The organism is Anaerobacillus sp. MEB173 (assembly GCF_052119505.1).
GTDB lineage: Bacteria > Bacillota > Bacilli > Bacillales > JBJMAU01 > JBJMAU01.
The window spans coordinates 45,258-63,533 of sequence record NZ_JBJMAU010000006.1 but is presented as its reverse complement, the minus strand read 5'-3'; the positions used below and the strand labels follow the sequence as shown (position 1 = coordinate 63,533).

Here is an 18,276-nt window from a genome sequence, read left to right as displayed (position 1 = left end):
ACAATTAAGGGGAAACTGGGAAATGGTCACTAAAATTTGGATATTGTGCTTTTAGTAGAGATTATCGTTATATAACTGTAGGAAGTTCACTATATTAGATTTAGACTTGATCGTGAAACATCTATATGTGTGAAACAAGATCTTTCGGTTGGCAACACAGTCACGGGGGCTTGTACACTCACCAAGGACATTTACTCCGCTTTTGTCCACGTTCTTAACCAGGTACTGACATTAAGTACTTGCATCAAATCATCAGCAAATAATTCTAATGTTTATCTTCTCTCAAGGTAAAGCAATTACTATAGTCATCAAATAGAAAATAGTGAAAATCAATCAAGTTAACCACAACGACTTTCGTTAATTTCTTATACCAGTGAACGTAACCTCACTTTTCCTTTTCCAGTATTAAATGGTATAATATTTATATCTAGTTTTCGCTAGTACGCATGGATATTCATGCGGTTCCCGCGGTTTTATTAGGGTGGTCGTTTCGGCATGCTATACTAAATATAGTCAAGCTGATAACGATTGGAGGATGAAAATAATGCTAATCATATTTGATTTAATTGTTTCATCTTTTAGGTCGGTTATTTTATAACTGGTCTCTAAGTATTACCTTGCAGTTTATGTAAGGGGGCGGTTGAATCACCTTCTCCTCTAACGCCGCCACAAATTGAGAGGAGGGGTTCCTTTTGGAAAAAATGAGTGAATTTGATGAAGCTTTTTTAAAAGAATGTACAGTAGAGCGTTTTATTGAAGAATTCAAATTGTATAAAGCTATTAAGACAGATACTTTTAAAGATACACCTGTAGTAAATATTCAAATGGGGGCTGATGGGGTCACCGAAAGCATTTTTGAGAATAAAATTCATCATCATGTTGAGGCATTAGTAAAACGTCTTCACAATGGTAACTATTACTTCTATCCTTTTCGAGAAATAATTAAATCCAAAGATCATCAAGTAACTTCACCATATAAAGCAATTAAATTAGGAAAAGAAAGAATTTTATCAATTGCTAGTATACGAGATGTTCTTGTACAAAAAGTTTTGTATGACTTTTTATACCCATATGCCGAAACTAAATTTAAATCATTACCCAATGTAAGCTACGGATATAGGAGGAATTTAAGTGCCCCATTAGCTGCAAGAAAAATCTATACCCATATTTCTAATGGATTTTGTTTCGCACTAGATGGTGATATTAAAAAATTCTTCGATACTATTCCGCATGAACGATTAGCTGTAGCGATACGAACCTTTTTAAAAGACTCTTCGATAATCTACCAGCTACTATATCGTTTTATTCATGTCGATCGTGTTAATTGGCTAACATATAAAAATGCCACCTATAAATTTTGGAAGGAAAAGCCCATTAGAGAAAAGAGAGCTGCAGGTATTCCTCAAGGTGGAATTTTATCTGGACTATTAGCAAATATTTATCTACACCAGTTTGATGAATGGGTTGTTAAGGAACTCGGAAAAGAGATTCCTCTTCGTTATATTCGTTACGCTGATGATTTTATTATTTTAACAGAGAATAATTCTCGGTTGGACGAAATAAAGGAAAAAACTTCTTTTTTTTTATCTTCAGTAGGCTTAGACCTACATACAGATCCTACGAAGACAAAATTAGTAGACCTAACCCAAAAAGGAAATTTTATTAACTTTGTAGGTTTTTCTATATCGGAAACGGGAATTCGAATTAAAGCTCAAAATATTAAAAAGTTTAAAATGCGGATAAAAAACCTTTTAAATAAAACAAAATTAAAAGATATAAACTCTTTAAAAATTCTCAAATTGAGACTCGATTACAAGTATCTCGGAAATGAAATGAAGCAAAGAATTTGTAGTGAATGTGGGAAATATGAAATTGGAAGAAACTGGTTAAGTTTTTTTCTTACAATTACCGATATTCAACAACTAAGATCGCTTGATAATTGGATATTAAGGGAAATACATAAAAAATATTACATGGACACGCAACAAAGACTATCTAGATCAATATTAAAGAAAATGAATTTTCTATCTCTAGAAATCCTCTATTATCAATATAAAAAACAAAATTTTGATAATTCGCAAATATGTTCATGTTCTCCTATATTAAAAAATTTAGTTAGTACTAGAAATCCATACAAAGAACTATTTCAGTATTAAGGCTTAATCTCAGGATTTCAATTTTAGATCTTATGTAACATTTTGGATCTCAAATTATTTTTAATTTAGTAAAAGACAAGTCCTACTATTATGTTATTGTCACTTTACCACAACTGGAGGTTTCAACCAACTACAATTGTGGTTAAACCTTCTTCTCACAAGGCTACTCTGAAATCGTCTTCTACAGTGTTAGGTCAATGTTTCCTCCAAGGTGTGGCTGGGCTGCTTGTTGCTGGACTGGTCCTTGGGTTAGTACCATTGAAAGTAATGCAATGTCCATGTGTACACCTCCTTTGTTTCGTTTAGTCTTCCATTTTAAGAGACTAGGTACGGGCTAAATGACTTTTCTAGTTCTACTTTTAACTTTTTGAATTGTGTTACTACGGTGAATTGAAGGTTTTCTAGACTTTAGCATAGTTCTTTTCTTCGTAGGTAGTGACGACAAGGTCTGCTGCTTTACTGAGATCAACTTGCATTGCTGGGATCGCTTCGTTGCTTAGTTCCTTTAGTACCGTGTCTACTGATCTACTAACGGTTGAATAGGCGACTAGTACATCTTCGAACAAGAAAACGGTTTGCTCATGTTTGTCTTCTCTTAGTTGTTTCTGAATGTGTTGTAAGCCTTCTATGATTGTTTCAGAAAGCTCAATTGATTTTTTCATGACTTCGATGTGTTTTTCCATGAGACACCTCTTTTTTTGTTCGATTAACACGTCACCCTTTAGTAGAGTGAAGGACTGTCTTCTACCATTAATACTAGTAATTATCTAACACTATGTTGTTAGTTTTTTTTCTAATTTTCCTATTAAGGATAAAGCCTTTTTTTCTTCATCACTATTTATACTTTTATTTTCTATTTTGGCTTTTACTTGGTCACGAAGAATACTAATAACTCCTTCTGGTGCATAGTTTTTAGGTAAATTATTGTAGTTGTCACTATAATAATTTAGAATTACTGAAATACTTTCTAGAATTTCTTTTTGTTCTTGATTAAGATCAGTTTTACCCTCAACATATTGGCTTTTCCCAATATTAGCTCCTATATGCTTTACCTTTTTCAAATCATCGCCTCACTATTTTTATAATATCACTTAATTATAAGAAAAAAAGACTCCAGCAATGCTAGAGCCTCCTTTGTAATTGTTAATTAGGATTAACCTAATAATTGTAGTACTGATTGAGGTTTTTGGTTAGCTTGAGCAAGCATAGCTTGAGAAGCTTGACCTAAAATGTTTGCACGAGTCATTTCCATTACCTCTTTAGCCATGTCTACGTCACGGATACGAGACTCAGCTGCTTGTAAGTTCTCAGAAGCATTGTTTAAGTTAGAGATTGTATGCTCTAAACGGTTTTGGTACGCCCCTAAATCAGAACGTTGAGAAGATACTTTCTCAAGTGCATTGTTGATAACTTTGATTGCAGCAGATGCAGCTTCATGAGTAGAAACATCTAATGAATATTCTACGTTATCATTGTTTGTTCCGTTTGTTACGTTTGTATTAGCTGTAAATTTCGCACCTTCAACATCACCTTGAGAGCCTGCTGAAATTGTTCCAGATACACCTAACGCTTGCGCACGCATATCTCCAACTTGAATAGTCATACTTTGTCCTTGATTTGCTCCAATTTGGAACGTTGCATTGAATGTTCCACCCACTGCATTTTGACCTTCAGTAATCCCACCAAGTAATTTTGAAGCAAAATCACCAGAAATTTTAAGTGATGGAGTAGAACCATCTGCTGGAATAGTTGCTGCATCTTGCGTAAATGTTAGACCTTCATTTCCATTATTAGTTACTGTAACTGTATTTGCACCTAGTTGAGAAGTAATTGCGCTATTGATAACAGCTGCTAAGTCATCAGCATCATTAATAGTACCACCAGTAAAAGTACCAGCATTTACAGCATCAGCATTAAGAGTAATTGTTTTAGTTTCACCATTAAGAGTAATATCAAATTTCTTACCAATTAAATCATCTTTTGTTAAATCTGTTAAGTTAGTAATATCATTTCCGACAATGGTTGCAGCAGTGCCGTCAGTACCTGTAAATGTATCAGCACCAGTAAGAGTTGCTGGTAATCCAAGATCAGCTGCTAAAGTGGTAGCCGCTGGTGCAGCCGCTCCAGTAGTTGCCACTGTAAGTTTTATTTCTGAAGCATCACCAGTACCCTTTGCAGTAATTGTTACAACTCCATTTTCAGTTACATCAACATCAGCAACATCTTTAAGACTAATTCCCAACTCAGATGTTTTTAAATTCTCTAACGCTTCTTTAAGACCAGCAGCTGTATTGTGTGTACCAATAGAGTCAGCATTATAAGTATCAGCTGTCGTATTTAGTGAAAAACTTGTACCATTAATTTCAAGAGCAAAGTCACCTGCTCTAAGTTGGAAGTTACCAGTCTTAACAGCATCAGGATTTACAGATTGTAAAACAGCACCACGTGCTGCAGTTCCAACAGCCTCATTGCTAGCTGTGGCAGTTTTGTTTGCCTTTGCTCCACCATCAAGAATGTTTTGTGTATTGAACTCAGTAGTGTTACCGATACGGTTAATTTCAGAAGTTAATGCATTCATTTCCTTTTGAATCTCGTTACGGTCAACTTCAACGTTAGTATCATTCGCTGCTTGTGTAGCAAGTTCACGCATACGTTGTAGGATATTGTGAGTTTCTTGAAGAGCTCCCTCAGCAGTTTGGATCATTGAGATACCGTCTTGTGAGTTACGGCTAGCTTGGTCTAAACCACGTACTTGTGCACGCATTTTTTCAGAGATTGCTAAACCTGCTGCATCATCACCTGCACGGTTGATACGAAGACCCGAAGAAAGCTTTTCCATTGCCTTTGAACCTGCAGCATTGTTAGCGCCCATCTGACGATACGTGTTTAATGCTGGGATATTATTGTTAATAATCATAATAAAATTCCTCCTTGAATTATGTTTTCCGCCCACGTCCTTGTGGTTGGATAGTTTTTAAACAAATGAGAATAAAGTCGGCCGCCGATACTCACATTTGTTTTACAATACTTATATCGACAGGAGGAGACAATAGTTTAATAGGAAATGTAAAATTTAAAGTGTAAAATGTAAAAAAACTGATTTTAGAGTTAGAAGACCTGCAAAACAAATTTAGAATTAAGAATGTAGAATTTAGAATTATTGTCGGAGGTTTCAAGGAGTTTAAAGCTTTTAGAAAAAAGTTAAATTATTAATAAAAGAAGTAATTATAACCACAAGAAAGAGAGCTAAATCGTTTAACAACACATGATTAGCTCTCTTTTTTATGCACTTATCAATTTATCGTACTTTTAATCCGATTAATCTCTCGCTCATGATCCACCAACTTGCGTGTTAGCAGTTCATAATCTGCATCATGTAACTTTAATTGTCTATCTAGGTAATCAAAACGAGAATTTGTTTCCGATTGAAAGTTAGTCAATTTTTCATTTGTAGCTCCAACGATTGTGATCAGCTTTTTTAGCATTTTTTCACTCCGGTCTAAACGGCCTTCAACACCCTCGAAACGAGCATCAATCTTTTCAAATCTCTTATCCACACTTTCAAATCTTTCATCCATCTTCTTCTCAATTCTTACTAACATTTCTCTGATTTCACTATTTTCCATTCTCATTCAACCCTTCTCATTAAGATTGAAGTACAACATTGAGGAATAACTATATCAATTATAATACAAAAAAATAAAGTAAGAACATACGTTTTATTTTATTTTATTTATGAAATAAACTCCCTTGAACTACCCCACACCAATTCTAAATTCTAAATTCTAAATTCTAAATTCCCTTAACCCCTTCACTCAACTTCTTCAATAAGTCCATCGACGCAACCGCTGCCTGACTGTTCTCCTCCTGAATAGCCAAATAAATTTCCTTCCGATGAATATCAATATTCTTAGGCGCATTGATGCCTAGCTTGACCTGATCACCTTCAATGCTGAGTATTGTTAGTTCAATATTGTCGCCGATTTGGATGGATTGGTTTGTTTTTCTTGTTAATACGAGCATTGTTACCCCTCCTGTCCGACTTTTGCTTCTTGTGGGAATAGGAAATGCTTTAGACCGTAGTTTGGATCGCTTAAGAAAATTTGTTTTCCTTTTTGCTTGTTTGCGTTAATGACAACTGGGCCTTGAAGGTTTGCTGTTGTTTTTGAAAATGGTTCTTGAACAGTTAGAATCACAAATAGTGCGACATCTTCTTCTTTTTTGATATGTAATTGTTCAATTGTAGCGTCTGTTAGCTTTGCTTGATAATCTCCAAAGAAATCGAATGGATTTACGATGACAAAGGCAACATCCTTTGTTTGAACTGATTGTAAAATATAAAATGGTGTACCTTCTCCAAACGGAAGGACAATAAATTTCTTTTCGTTCTCAAACGCTGGGAGCCCGTTGTCAAAAAGGATAATTTTATCTTCGTTAATTTCTTTTTCTCCAAAATATTTTGTATCTATTTTCAATGTTTTCACCACTTTTTATCTAATTTATCGTTAGTGTACACTAACTTGATTATGAAAAATAGCCTCGACACATTTTTGTCGAAGCTATAGCTTTCGGTTTACATTTCCACCTACTGCTTGAAACGAGATGGATTGTTTTTGTTTCACATATACATCAATTTGCCATTTCGGAATGTTAATGATCGGCTCGTTTCGTTTTACATTGATCTCTACCTTTGCTTTTCGAACAGCAAAGCTTAATTCACCTGGATCATAATCAAATTTCACTTGAAATGCAGAACGTGGCATCCAGCCTAATTGGGTTTCTCTTCGAGGAAGATTACTGTTTTCTGCAGCAATTTGATAGATGGCCCCGGTGCCATTTTCAATCTTCATCAATTGATCGCCTTGCTGCGACATTTTTGCCACATATTCACCGACCTCTTGATTTGTGCGATCAAGAAATTCTTTACTGCTCCGTAATGGGCTTACCAAATTCGCATCCGCAAACGCTTCTGTTTGATCAATATATAGCTTCGATGCAGTCTTACTGATTTGAATCAAATCAAAATGCTCCTGCTTAATCGACAAATCCGCATGAGGCTGCTTAATTTGCAGAGGAGGACGGTTGGACTTCATGCTAACAGCTGCATTTGTTTGCGTGATATCTATATGTGGCATTTCCATCGTTGTTCCTCCTCTTTTTAGTTTAGAGTTTAGAATGTAGAGTTTAGAGTTGTTTTTAGCTTCTCAATGAAGATCTTCAAAACTACTCTGAACTACCCAAACCACTCTAAACTCTAAACTATAAACTCTACACTCTAAACTACCTTAAAAAGTCCAACAAACTCGGCTGTATAATCCTTGCTCCTGCGGCTAGGGCGGCGCGGTGGACGCTTTCTTGAGTTGTTAAGCCAATGATGACTTCTTCCATGTCGGCGTCTTCGTTGTTTGATAGAATTCGCTTTGCTGTTTCTTCTTGCTGCATGATTCGCATTTCCATTAGTTCAATTCGATTCATCCTTGCACCAAGCTCTGCCTGTTCGGATACTACTGCTCCAATATGGCCATCTATTTTATCAATAAATGAGCTAATAAATTCATGGTCTCCGCTTTCACCATCCATACCTTCACCAAGGTTACCGATTTGATCAATAATCTCCTTTAAATCTCTGAAGAAGCCATTTGAAAAGACGTTTTGCGGTTTTACTGAAGGTGAAATATTGACTCCTTTTAATAACTCCATTTCAACATGCTGTTCATTTGTTGATGTTGGTGAAGCCTCTGGTTTGATGAAGACATTACCTTCTAGTGCTTCTAAATCTTTTAAAGGTGTGTTCGTTCTTATTGGGACATCATTTTTGTACGTTTTGGTAGTCTCATCATAAATAAGCTTAAATTCTTTGCCGTCGATTTTTACTGTCATAAAGTAATCATTTGGATTTTCAACATCCGTAGCTGAAAACTCAAAGTTATAACGATTATCCATTACAGTAATATTCGCTTCGTTAATTTGATCAACGGTATAGGTTGGATTTTCAGGTACATCCCATTCGAATCTGCCTGTATTCCCATTATATTGAAGCTCAATTTCTTCTCCATCAATCGTAAGTAGCACTTTCGTGTTAGCAGTTGCCCCAAGGTCTGCCGGTGTAAAGCTCAGTTGTATTGGTTTTCCTATTTTCAATGCTCCATTTAGATCAGTAAAAGAATGTTGGACAATATCCGTTCCATTATTCACATTGATTTGTACTGAAGATAAATCAGCACTTTGGTCTGTTGAATAATAATCAAAAAACGCTCTTAATTCCGGATCTTGCTCATCAAATCGAAGTTCACCATTAATTATTTCACCAAAGAAAGATCGATTAGCAGGCAGTCCATCTAATTCCGGTGGATCAGGAAATTTCAACTCAATTTCTACGGCATCCGTAAAAACCGTGCCATCATCTTCAACAGCAAACCCCTCATACGTAGTAGTAATCGTCCTATTATAACCAGCAACTGTTCCAGTAGTCGCCGGCAGCTGGGTAACGACTCTCTCTGCAATCTCCGGCTTCTTAATAAAATTATCCAACTTCCCTAAATCAACAGGCGCTGTTGCCGTATTCGTTCCATTAAAAATATACCGGCTGTTCACCTGGGTATTGCCAATTGACGCAATATGGTCGTTTAACTGCTGAATCTCTTTGGCAATGTTAGCTCTTTGGGTACGATCGTACGTATCATTGGACGCTTGTACAGTCAGCTCGCGAATTCGCTGTAATGCTTGTGTTACTTCTGTTAGTGCTGAGTCTGCTTGTTCCATCCAGTTATATGTTTCTGATAAGTTCCGGCGAAATTGCGAAATTTCAGCTACCTGAGTTCGGTACCGCATTCCGTTCATCGCAACGACCGGATCTTGTGATGCTCTTGTTATTTTTTTGCCGCTAGCGAGCTGGTCTTGAATCTTTGATAAGTTCGCATAGCCGTGGCTAATATGACGAAGCGTGCTATTCGAAAGCATTGTTTGTGTTACACGCATGTTCAGTCACCATCCTTCTTATCTACCACTAACGCCCATACCGTTAATAATTCGGTCAAGCATTTCATCTGTCAGTGTAATCATCCTGGCAGCTGCATTATAGGCATGCTGGAATTTAATCATGTTTGTCATTTCTTCATCAATTGACACATTGCTTACCGAGTCCCGGCGAAATTGGACATTAGTACGAAGCACATTCGAATTGTCCATCATTCGTTTCGCTTCTGATGTATCCACGGCCATATCCCCGATCACGCCACGATAGAAGCTTTGGACATTCGCACTGCTTCCGCCGAAATTAAAGCGCATGTCTTTCATGTTCGAAAGGAGTAACGCATTACTACCATCCCCTGGGAACGCACTATCCTTTGTCCCAAGCGGAATATCTTTGATTTCCCATGAAAAACTTTCTGTATCTTCATATTTCAGACCAGTCACATCAATTGTGATTCCAAACACAGTTTCCATTGGTGGATTGAACGTTTCCACAGCTTCATCGTTCACTTGATACGTCCACTCCCCATTGTCAAAAGAGACTTTAATAGTCAGCTTTTCTGCAGCCTGATATTCAGAACTCTGAGGGAACCCTGTAAAAATCCCGTGGACAACCGGAGAGCCCTTAGGCTTAGGTGCCTCTCCTGTGTATGTCATTTGGGTATTTATATTTGCTCCCGCCCCAGCAGCGGCAATATTATTCGTAGAGTTCTGGATTGCATCAGAAACTGCAATACGACTTGCAAAGCCCTTCTTATGCTCTGCTTCGTTAAATTCTAGTTTCCCTTCTCCTGTATTTAACCCACTATGGTCAGGGTTGCCAGTATCTTTGAAAAAGGAAACTCCGCCGCCCTCAGCTTTTTTCCCCTCTGCAATTTCATTAAGATTCCAGCCTGTTTCATGGATCTTGTTAAATTCAGTCGCAAACCGGTAAGCCATTTCATCAAGGTCCGCAAGCATTTCAGGATAAATTCCTTTAATATTTCCGTTTTCATCCTCATAGCCATACGCTTCCATTGCCGCTTTTAACTTCCCGTTCGAAAAGGCTTCTACAGTAATGTTCTCCGTTGTCTCAGTGACAGTGTTGCCGTTACCAAGAGGACCGACACCGACTGATTGAATATATTGACCACCCATCTCGTCAGTCATATACTCGATCTTTAACCCTTTTACATCATTAGGGTTCTCACCATTAATGAGCACAATATCAGGATCGAGCGGATTTCCGGCATTATCTACTAATCGTACCGTTACCTTTCCTTCCGCAACTTTGTCAGGCATTCCACCACTCTGGACTGGATCAATCTTAATATTGACCAGCTCCGACAATTGATCGAGAAGATTATCCCGCTCATCATATAAATCATTTGTCACGTATCCATGAGGTTCTGTTTCCCCAATAATACGGTTGATCGAATTTATTTGACGGATCAGCGAGTTCACTTGTTTTTCAGTCGTATCAATTTGCCCTTTAAAATCCTGACGAATCGTTGAAATCGAGTTATAGGCATAATTAAACGTCTCTGCTAACGCGTTTCCACGCTGACGAACTACAGCCCTTGCCCCAGCATCTTCAGGCTGAGCACCCAAGTCTTGCAGTGCCATCCAAAATTGGTCTATCGTATTGGCAAGCGCTTGTTCAGATGGCTCATTCATAATATCCTCCATCTTCTCTAACGCTTCATTTCGCATTGACCAATATCCATGTTTATTATTTTCATTCCGATATTGTACGTCTAAGAACCCCTCACGAACTCGTTGTATCGAACCTGCTTGAACACCCGTCCCCATATGTCCAGGGATTAACGGGCGATTGATCCCAATTGGAGGGTACGGTTCTGTTTGTGTGAAATTCACACGTTGACGTGAGTAGCCTGGTGTATTCGCATTGGCAATGTTATGACCGGTTGTATGTAACGCATATTGCTGCGTCATCATCCCCCGGCGTGCCGTTTCAAGGGCATGAAATGTTGACATCTTTCGTTTCCTCTCTTTCCGTTTCTCTATATCTTTGAATCAAACAGCGAATACCCTTGCTGTGAATCATAGCCTTTTTTTGTTGGGTGCCGATAATGTATGGCTTCTTCGTCTGGCATTACAAGATCAAGGGACAGATTGACAAAACGCAACGAATCCTCAAGCAGCTGCTGATTTAACTCATTTCGTTGTTTTAATTGTTCAATTTCTTGAACTAAGTTTTGTTGAAGCTCACTTAATTTCGGTTGCTCTTCTTCCCCGGTTGCAGCAATGAAATCCTGCAATGTTACGTCCTCTGTTGTCCATCCCTTATCTTTTTTAAACGCATACATCAGCTTATTTCGTTCAGCATTTAAGCGCATCACTTGCTTCACTGTCTCTGCTTCTTTTTTGACAATTTCATTGAGAGCTTGAATGTCACCTTTCATCACAACGTCTGTCTTCTCTACTGCCAGCTCATATAATGTGCAATGCAGCTTAATCATTCCTTCTAATACACCAACCATTTGTTTCGATGACATTCAACTACCTCCTCAATTACTCCGTCCAAAATTCATAAAATTTCTGCGCTACAGCCTTCGAGTCTACCTTATAATTACCAGACTGAACCTGTTCGCGCAAGGCATCAATTTTTTCCTGACGCTCCTTACTTACCTTCACCTCAGCTGAAAGCATTTCCTTCGCCTCGTTCGAAATTTCTACCTTGTCACTCTTCTTCACAACATCCCTTTGCAACTGCTGCTGTTCGATCTTTTTGTACGGATTATTGTGTATCGGTCCAAAGGGGTTTATTTTCATGACATTCACCTCACTTGTAAAAAAAGATTTCGTCACACTTTACTATTTCTTATATCGTCTGCAAGTGTAAAAATGTTAATGCTTAATTTCTATCCCTTTCGATTCGGCTGTTTAATGTATGATACGTATACTGACGCTCTTTCTTTCTCTCATCAAACCGTTTCTCTTTTTCATGGATATCAAGATCCTTTTTCAGTTTCCCTTTACAGCTTACACAGATCTTCCCCTCACGAATCGGTGCCCCGCACGAATCACACGGATACGCTAAATTCGGAAACTGTGCAATTTGAAGCCGCCCTTGACGGATCCACATCGTAATTTTCCTCTCCGGCACACCCGTTGCCTCCGTCACTTCCTTCATCGAAGCCATACGATTCTCCTTCTTACGAACATACTGGTACACCGTTTGAAACTGCTTCTCCACCTCATTATGACACTCATTACAAACCTCACGCAAAGCCTTCACAAATAATTTCCCACAGTTCGGACAGTTCATTAGTTGACTCATAGCTCTCTCTCCCTCATTTTTTCTGTTATATCTATTATATCGGAAAACAAAGAGGAGAGGTTTAGGGACAAATTTAGAATTTAGAATGTAGAATTTAGAATTGGTGTAAGTTTATTCATAGTAGAGGTATGGAGGATAGATAATATGCGGTTTCTTATTATTTATATGCACCATTGAACCACATTCAATAATTCTAAATTCTAAATTCTTAATTCTAAATTCTTAATTCTAAATTCTCCAAGTTCCCTAGCTTCTCCCCACGGTTAACGAGCTAACTTCCTTTGCTCCTGAATCTAGAAGTACTTTTGCTGCTTGTCTTATTGTGGCTCCGGTTGTGTAGATGTCGTCGATGATGAGTATTGGTTTGTTTTGAATTGATTCGTTGGATTGGATTTCAAAGGGGGATTTCTCAAGGGATAGGCGTTCGGTGCGGGATTTCTTACTTTGCTTTTGCTCATGGGTGGTACGCTTCAAAACGTCAAAGACTGGGACACCAATCAGCTCCGCTAGATGTTTGGCTTGGTTAAAGCCGCGTTCATAGAGGCGCTCATTACTTAGTGGAATCGGGACAACCATACAATCTGAAAACTCAGCTTGATACATTTGCTGAAGCAATGGTTCAAATGCTTGTCCAATGACATAATCACCTCGAAACTTGTACTTCGCCAACACCTCCTTTAAGAACTCATTATAATGATAAAGTGATCGATTTTTCACCAAAACCCCCTTCCATACAGAATCCTGTTCCCACCGATAACAATCATAACAAACCTCCCCCTTCCTAAATTCAGACGACAGCTCCGCAAACCCACGACCACAACACTCACAAACCTCCCCACCAACCCGAACAAGCCCCTCCGTACATACATCACAAAGCACACTCTCCTTATGCATGGCGAATACATATTTCCAACTTACAGGTACGTGGTGGGGTTGGTGGCAGAATAAGCAGAAATTCAAGATAACACCTTCTTTCTAATATAGAATTTAGAATGTAGAATTTAGAATTGGTGTAGGTTAAATCTGGTAGAAAAGCATCTCGAAACACCATCAATAATTCTAAATTCTCAATTCTTAATTCTAAATTCTATCTATTGTTCTCTTTCGTTGTCATAATAATTGATGTTAATAATTTAATGATCTGTTCAACATCGTTTAATAAGGAGGAGCCTAGCTTTCCGTCTAGAAATTGAGATGCAACAAGTAACTGTAGCCAATACTTTGTCTCTGAAGCTTCTTTTAATGAGATATTTAATTTATGAACAAATTCTTTTCTACTTTGAGCTGATAATCCCTCACGTACATTCGCACCGATGCTCGTACCCGACCGCAGTATTTGTTTCGATAGCACAAACTCCTTCTTCTCAGAGACTAGGTACTTATACAAGCGTATAATCCTTAAAGCAAACAAAAAAGCCTTATCATCTACAACATTTCTCTTATTCATAACATTTCTCCTCTCATACTGTCATACAAAAACCTCTTTGTGTTACCTTCAACAATTCTAAATTCTACATTCTAAATTCTAAATTAAAGCTGGTTCATCGAAGCTATATGCTCCCTCGCTTCCACCATCGCTTTTGTTTTCCCATAATGAAAAAACACTACATCGCCTGTTGGATAATCGGCGCTTCTTCCAACTCTGCCGGCGATTTGGACGAGGGCGCTTTCGGTATAGACTTGGTGTTCGGCTGCAAGGACGGCGACGCTGATGCGGGGGACGGTGACGCCACGTTCAAGAATTGTTGTTGTGACGAGGATCGGTATCGCTCCTGTGCGGAATTTTTCTACTTTTTCTTTACGATTTGGATCTTCGGAATGGACGCCGTCGATATTCTCAGATAGTGATTTGAGGAGAGGGACGATTTGTTCAAGGAGTGTGATCGTCGGGACGAAGAGGAAGACTTGCTCGTTGCGTTGGTGTTTTTCGGTTAACCAGTTGATGACGTTATTGGGAAGGTGTTTCTTTGTAATTGATTTTTGGAGATTACCTGCCCAAGCGAATGTTGGAACAGGGAGCGGATGGCCGTGGTAGCGTCTTGGAATTTTTACGACTGCCAGCTCATTTTTAGAAATTCTTTTCTTCATCGCTGGCTCTGGGGTAGCTGTTAAATAAATGGTTGTTGCTTCTTTTTTCTTTGCTTTGTTCACGGCAAAGGGGAGCATTGGGTCAGCGTTATACGGGAAAGCATCGACTTCATCGACAATGACGAGGTCGAAGCATTCTTTGTATTTCAGTAATTGGTGAGTCGTAGCCAGCACTAATTGTCCTTGATGATTTCGGTCTTCACTTCCGCCATAAAGGCTGATCATCTCGGTTGTTGGAAATACTTTTTTCAACCTTGGAGCGAGCTCGAGGACAACATCCTTTCGTGGTGTGGCGATCAGTACACGCAGGCATTGCTGCAATGCTTTTTCAATCCCGGCAAAAAGCACTTCGGTTTTCCCAGCGCCACAAACAGCCCAAACCAGCAACTCTCCACCATTACCAATCAAATTTACGATTGCTTCAGATGCTGTTTGCTGACCTTGTGACAGCGTGCCGTACCAATTGAGTACGTCACTTCTTGGTTCGTATGGAGTCATCGCACCAGTCCATCTCACTAATGGTGAACATTGGCTAACTCGCCCTGTTTGAATACAGCCGCGGCAATAGATACATTGTTCCTGGCAACGTGCGCAAGGATAGGAGGCAAAAAGATGCTGGACTTCATTCCCGCAGCGCTGACAATGATAATGCTGATCTTGAATTGTAATTCCCTGTTCATATGTAAGGTAACCAGAGAGATAATGGGACTGGATTTGTTGAATTGAAAATGGCAGTTCATCAAGAAGGAGTTGTTTGCCTTGGAGAAAATGCTGAAGCTGGGTTGAAAAGCGAAAGCCAGCATCTAACTGTGGAGTTGTAAAGTGAGGGAGCTTACTGATACTTGTTGGTCCGTGGACGATTTTGTTATCAGTTTCAAGACAGATTTCCGGGGACACGACAACGTTATTATTAAAAAGAAAGGAGACAAACTTCATACTGTTGTCTCCCCTAATGCGTACATATTCATCTATTACCTCCAAATGAGTTTACGAGACTTTATACCAACCAATCGCCAGGGTGCCTTCACCGAGATGCGTACCGACAACCGGACCTAGATAACTGATGTCCACGTCAGCATTGCTGTGCTCTTCACGGATTTTTGAGGCTACTTTTTCCGCTTCTTCCGGAATATTCCCATGAATGACAACGACTTTCAGCTGTTCTGCCTTACTCGCATCTTCAGCAAGCATCCCTAGAATTCGGCTCAGTGCTTTCTTTGACGTTCGTACTTTCTCAAACGGAACAATGACTTTATTTTCAAGATGTAGAATTGGTTTGATTTGCAGCAAACTGCCTACGACCAGCTGCGCTCCATTCAAGCGACCGCCACGGTGAAGATGCTTTAAATCATCAACGATAAAATAGGCGCGCATGCTTTCTTTGATCTCATTCAAACGCTCAAGGATTGCGTCTGCATCCTTGCCCTGTTTGGCCATTTCGGCCGCTTCAATCACATAATAACCCTGAGCCATGCAGCTGATCTCTGTGTCATAACAATGAACCTTTACTTTTTCACGAACCATATCAGCGGCAATTTGTGCTGATTGAAACGTTCCACTGACACCGCTCGAGATATGAATGGAAATAATCTCTTCATAACCTTCGCTCGACAAGCGCTCAAACTCCTGTTCAAACGATCCCACTGATGGCTGTGATGTTGACGGCAGGTGTTCAGCTTGTTTCATTTTTTCATAAAATTGTTCAGTTGTAATCTCTACTTCCTCTTGGAATGTTTCGTCACCAAAATTCACACTTAATGGGACCATCGTGATGTCAAAGTTTTTACGGATTTCCTCTGGTAAATAAGCAGTACTATCTGTGACGATCGCGATTTTACTCATAAATGGGAACCTCTCTTTTTTTCGGCATCATTCTTTAGATTAAAGAACTTTTACCCAGCCTTTTTTAATTGACTCAACAACGGCTTGCGTTCGGTCATTCACATTTAGTTTTTGTAAAATATTACTTACGTGGTTTTTTACGGTTTTTTCACTAATAAATAACGCTTCTCCGATTGCACGGTTGCTTTTTCCGTCGGTCATTAATTGAAGTACTTCACACTCACGGCGGGTTAACAAATGTAATGGCTTACGATATTCAACTTCTCTGTAACCGATATCTGATTCTGTTGCTTCCCCTTCAGTCGCTAAACGGCGGTATTCATTAATCAGATTGTGTGTAACTTTAGGATGGATATAAGCGCCACCATCAGCCACTACTTTCACCGCATCAATTAACGCATCTGCATCCATCTCTTTTAATAAGTATCCAGATGCACCTGTTTTTAGTACATGTGTAACATATGTTTCATCATCATGAATCGATAAAATCAGCACTTTCACATTTGGAAACTTTTCCACCAATGCTCTTGTTGCTTCAACACCATTCACTTTCGGCATATTGATATCCATTAAAATTACATCAGGCTGGTATTCTTCAACTAGCGCAATGGCTTCACTGCCGTCTCCGCCCTCAGCAACAACCTCGAGCCCTGATTCCATAGTAAGAATTCTTTTTACCCCTTCACGAAACAATTGATGATCATCAATGATCACTATTTTAATCTTGTTATCAAGATTACTATTCATTTTGTTTGTCCTCCTCTTATTGATGGATCGGGATTTGAATCATTAGCAGCGTTCCTTTATCTATTGTTGAATCAATCGTGAGGTCTCCTTTGAGAACGCCGATTCGTTCCTTCATTCCAATTAATCCAAACGAATCTTCCTTTTTAATCGTTGGATCAAACCCTTTACCGTTATCTTTAATTAGTGCTATGACTTTAGTAGTTTGAATTTCTAATTTTATTTGGACTTCCGTTGGACTGGCATGTTTGAGTGCATTTTGTACTGCCTCTTGAACAAAACGGAATACAGCTACTTCTAACTTCGTTGGTAACCTGACGTCTTGTCCAAGGTTACGAAACATGATCTTAATTCCGGAATGCTCTTCGACAGTCTTTAAATATTTGATCAATGTAGGTACTAACCCTAAATCATCCAGCGCCATTGGCCTCAAATCATATATAATTCGGCGAACTTCAATTAATGAAGATTTCACCATAATTCGCAAATCGCGTATTTCCTTGAGCGCTTTGTCAATCCCTTGTTCCCGGTAAGTTCTTTCAATCAACTCAGAACGGATGAGAACATTGGCCATCATTTGTGCCGGGCCATCATGGATTTCTCTTGATAACCGTTTTCGTTCATCCTCTTGCGCCTCAAGGATTCTTAAGCCAAATTCCTGCTTTTCCTTCGCATCCTCAACAATTTCACCAAATTGGCGTAAATCACCTGATAAATAATTAAAGACAACCGAGATTTGACTGCCAAGTGCCTCCGCCCTGTCAATCGTCTCCTTCAGCTGAACAAGCCTCCGTTCAATTCGATCACGCTGATCACGAAGCTGCTTTTCCTTCTGTTGCAATACAGCGAGTTTCACTTGAAAATCATTGGCTTGTTCATAAGCAGCTCGGACTTCATCATCACTAAAGTTCTGAAACTGCCTGCTGACTTCCGCAAGGCGATTACGCGCAAACTTGGCCTGAATCTCTGTCTTATCAGTCTGTTCAATGACCTCCGCTACTTGGACACGGATCGCCATCAGTTCTTTTTCCAGTTGTTGATACTCATTCAGAGACTGTTCACCAATCTCAAAAATTTGCTCTTTACTCTGCTCAACTGTATCTATTGTTTTATCAAGAATTTCATCAAGGACTTTTTTTAAGGTCATACTCAACCTCCACATTCATGTATAGAACTCTCGAATAAAAGTAC

The 18,276-nt window shown here is 38.9% G+C and carries 19 protein-coding genes; 1 reads left to right on the top strand and 18 read right to left on the bottom strand.

The genetic code is table 11. The features are described from left to right. Positions 1 to 701 precede the first annotated feature (701 nt). Positions 702 to 2,156, top strand: coding sequence for a reverse transcriptase domain-containing protein (locus ACJ2A9_RS13705; RefSeq protein ID WP_441422430.1), 1,455 nt, complete (start codon positions 702 to 704; stop codon positions 2,154 to 2,156). 401 nt (positions 2,157 to 2,557) lie between these two features. Here the strand turns inward: ACJ2A9_RS13705 and ACJ2A9_RS13700 are convergent, their stop codons facing one another. From ACJ2A9_RS13700 to ACJ2A9_RS13615, 18 genes are all read right to left on the bottom strand, one after another. Next, on the bottom strand, positions 2,558 to 2,839 hold the full coding sequence (locus ACJ2A9_RS13700; protein WP_441422237.1) for a hypothetical protein: 282 nt from the start codon (positions 2,837 to 2,839) through the stop codon (positions 2,558 to 2,560). Positions 2,840 to 2,929: 90 nt separating this feature from the next. Then, on the bottom strand, positions 2,930 to 3,217 hold the full coding sequence (locus tag ACJ2A9_RS13695; RefSeq protein ID WP_441422236.1) for a hypothetical protein: 288 nt from the start codon (positions 3,215 to 3,217) through the stop codon (positions 2,930 to 2,932). 92 nt (positions 3,218 to 3,309) lie between these two features. Then, on the bottom strand, positions 3,310 to 5,073 hold the full coding sequence (locus tag ACJ2A9_RS13690; RefSeq protein WP_441422235.1) for a flagellin N-terminal helical domain-containing protein: 1,764 nt from the start codon (positions 5,071 to 5,073) through the stop codon (positions 3,310 to 3,312). A gap of 376 nt (positions 5,074 to 5,449) precedes the next feature. Further along, positions 5,450 to 5,788, bottom strand: a complete 339-nt coding sequence (locus ACJ2A9_RS13685; protein WP_441422234.1) for a hypothetical protein — start codon at positions 5,786 to 5,788, stop codon at positions 5,450 to 5,452. Between the two features lie 160 nt (positions 5,789 to 5,948). Then, entirely contained in the window at positions 5,949 to 6,179 is a 231-nt protein-coding gene (csrA, locus tag ACJ2A9_RS13680; protein WP_441422233.1) for a carbon storage regulator CsrA, read from the bottom strand. 2 nt (positions 6,180 to 6,181) lie between these two features. Then, positions 6,182 to 6,631: a flagellar assembly protein FliW gene (fliW, locus tag ACJ2A9_RS13675; RefSeq protein WP_441422232.1), complete on the bottom strand. Its 450-nt coding sequence runs from the start codon at positions 6,629 to 6,631 to the stop codon at positions 6,182 to 6,184. Between the two features lie 84 nt (positions 6,632 to 6,715). Then, positions 6,716 to 7,297 carry a DUF6470 family protein gene (locus tag ACJ2A9_RS13670; protein WP_441422231.1) on the bottom strand — a complete coding sequence of 194 codons (582 nt, stop codon included), beginning with the start codon at positions 7,295 to 7,297 and terminating at the stop codon, positions 6,716 to 6,718. A gap of 139 nt (positions 7,298 to 7,436) precedes the next feature. Then, positions 7,437 to 9,134, bottom strand: coding sequence for a flagellar hook-associated protein FlgL (flgL, locus tag ACJ2A9_RS13665; RefSeq protein ID WP_441422230.1), 1,698 nt, complete (start codon positions 9,132 to 9,134; stop codon positions 7,437 to 7,439). An 18-nt stretch (positions 9,135 to 9,152) separates the two neighbouring features. Further along, positions 9,153 to 11,105: a flagellar hook-associated protein FlgK gene (flgK, locus tag ACJ2A9_RS13660; protein WP_441422229.1), complete on the bottom strand. Its 1,953-nt coding sequence runs from the start codon at positions 11,103 to 11,105 to the stop codon at positions 9,153 to 9,155. 26 nt (positions 11,106 to 11,131) lie between these two features. Beyond that, on the bottom strand, positions 11,132 to 11,626 hold the full coding sequence (locus tag ACJ2A9_RS13655; protein ID WP_441422228.1) for a flagellar protein FlgN: 495 nt from the start codon (positions 11,624 to 11,626) through the stop codon (positions 11,132 to 11,134). Positions 11,627 to 11,642: 16 nt separating this feature from the next. Further along, positions 11,643 to 11,903, bottom strand: coding sequence for a flagellar biosynthesis anti-sigma factor FlgM (flgM, locus tag ACJ2A9_RS13650; RefSeq protein ID WP_441422227.1), 261 nt, complete (start codon positions 11,901 to 11,903; stop codon positions 11,643 to 11,645). Positions 11,904 to 11,985: 82 nt separating this feature from the next. Then, the gene (locus ACJ2A9_RS13645; RefSeq protein WP_441422226.1) at positions 11,986 to 12,411 is read right to left on the bottom strand and encodes a TIGR03826 family flagellar region protein; all 426 of its coding nucleotides are present in this window, start codon (positions 12,409 to 12,411) and stop codon (positions 11,986 to 11,988) included. 246 nt (positions 12,412 to 12,657) lie between these two features. Beyond that, positions 12,658 to 13,128: a ComF family protein gene (locus ACJ2A9_RS13640; protein WP_441422225.1), complete on the bottom strand. Its 471-nt coding sequence runs from the start codon at positions 13,126 to 13,128 to the stop codon at positions 12,658 to 12,660. A 370-nt stretch (positions 13,129 to 13,498) separates the two neighbouring features. After that, positions 13,499 to 13,858 carry a four helix bundle protein gene (locus ACJ2A9_RS13635; protein WP_441422224.1) on the bottom strand — a complete coding sequence of 120 codons (360 nt, stop codon included), beginning with the start codon at positions 13,856 to 13,858 and terminating at the stop codon, positions 13,499 to 13,501. A gap of 83 nt (positions 13,859 to 13,941) precedes the next feature. Continuing rightward, the gene (locus tag ACJ2A9_RS13630) at positions 13,942 to 15,435 is read right to left on the bottom strand and encodes a DEAD/DEAH box helicase (RefSeq protein ID WP_441422223.1); all 1,494 of its coding nucleotides are present in this window, start codon (positions 15,433 to 15,435) and stop codon (positions 13,942 to 13,944) included. A gap of 51 nt (positions 15,436 to 15,486) precedes the next feature. Then, positions 15,487 to 16,341 carry a DegV family protein gene (locus ACJ2A9_RS13625; protein WP_441422222.1) on the bottom strand — a complete coding sequence of 285 codons (855 nt, stop codon included), beginning with the start codon at positions 16,339 to 16,341 and terminating at the stop codon, positions 15,487 to 15,489. A gap of 39 nt (positions 16,342 to 16,380) precedes the next feature. Continuing rightward, the gene (locus tag ACJ2A9_RS13620; protein WP_441422221.1) at positions 16,381 to 17,088 is read right to left on the bottom strand and encodes a response regulator; all 708 of its coding nucleotides are present in this window, start codon (positions 17,086 to 17,088) and stop codon (positions 16,381 to 16,383) included. A 16-nt stretch (positions 17,089 to 17,104) separates the two neighbouring features. Next, positions 17,105 to 18,232, bottom strand: coding sequence for a sensor histidine kinase (locus ACJ2A9_RS13615; protein ID WP_441422220.1), 1,128 nt, complete (start codon positions 18,230 to 18,232; stop codon positions 17,105 to 17,107). Between the last annotated feature and the right edge of the window lie 44 nt (positions 18,233 to 18,276).

Bases quoted from the DNA above. Each gene is read 5' to 3' on its own strand.
- ACJ2A9_RS13705 (WP_441422430.1), top strand. From the start codon at position 702: ATGAGTGAATTTGATGAAGCTTTTTTAAAAGAATGTACAGTAGAGCGT.
- ACJ2A9_RS13700 (WP_441422237.1), bottom strand. From the start codon at position 2,839: ATGGAAAAACACATCGAAGTCATGAAAAAATCAATTGAGCTTTCTGAA.
- ACJ2A9_RS13690 (WP_441422235.1), bottom strand. From the start codon at position 5,073: ATGATTATTAACAATAATATCCCAGCATTAAACACGTATCGTCAGATG.
- ACJ2A9_RS13685 (WP_441422234.1), bottom strand. From the start codon at position 5,788: ATGAGAATGGAAAATAGTGAAATCAGAGAAATGTTAGTAAGAATTGAG.
- csrA (WP_441422233.1), bottom strand. From the start codon at position 6,179: ATGCTCGTATTAACAAGAAAAACAAACCAATCCATCCAAATCGGCGAC.
- ACJ2A9_RS13670 (WP_441422231.1), bottom strand. From the start codon at position 7,297: ATGGAAATGCCACATATAGATATCACGCAAACAAATGCAGCTGTTAGC.
- flgL (WP_441422230.1), bottom strand. From the start codon at position 9,134: ATGCGTGTAACACAAACAATGCTTTCGAATAGCACGCTTCGTCATATT.
- flgK (WP_441422229.1), bottom strand. From the start codon at position 11,105: ATGTCAACATTTCATGCCCTTGAAACGGCACGCCGGGGGATGATGACG.
- ACJ2A9_RS13655 (WP_441422228.1), bottom strand. From the start codon at position 11,626: ATGTCATCGAAACAAATGGTTGGTGTATTAGAAGGAATGATTAAGCTG.
- flgM (WP_441422227.1), bottom strand. From the start codon at position 11,903: ATGAAAATAAACCCCTTTGGACCGATACACAATAATCCGTACAAAAAG.
- ACJ2A9_RS13645 (WP_441422226.1), bottom strand. From the start codon at position 12,411: ATGAGTCAACTAATGAACTGTCCGAACTGTGGGAAATTATTTGTGAAG.
- ACJ2A9_RS13635 (WP_441422224.1), bottom strand. From the start codon at position 13,858: ATGAATAAGAGAAATGTTGTAGATGATAAGGCTTTTTTGTTTGCTTTA.
- ACJ2A9_RS13630 (WP_441422223.1), bottom strand. From the start codon at position 15,435: ATGAAGTTTGTCTCCTTTCTTTTTAATAATAACGTTGTCGTGTCCCCG.
- ACJ2A9_RS13625 (WP_441422222.1), bottom strand. From the start codon at position 16,341: ATGAGTAAAATCGCGATCGTCACAGATAGTACTGCTTATTTACCAGAG.
- ACJ2A9_RS13620 (WP_441422221.1), bottom strand. From the start codon at position 17,088: ATGAATAGTAATCTTGATAACAAGATTAAAATAGTGATCATTGATGAT.
- ACJ2A9_RS13615 (WP_441422220.1), bottom strand. From the start codon at position 18,232: ATGACCTTAAAAAAAGTCCTTGATGAAATTCTTGATAAAACAATAGAT.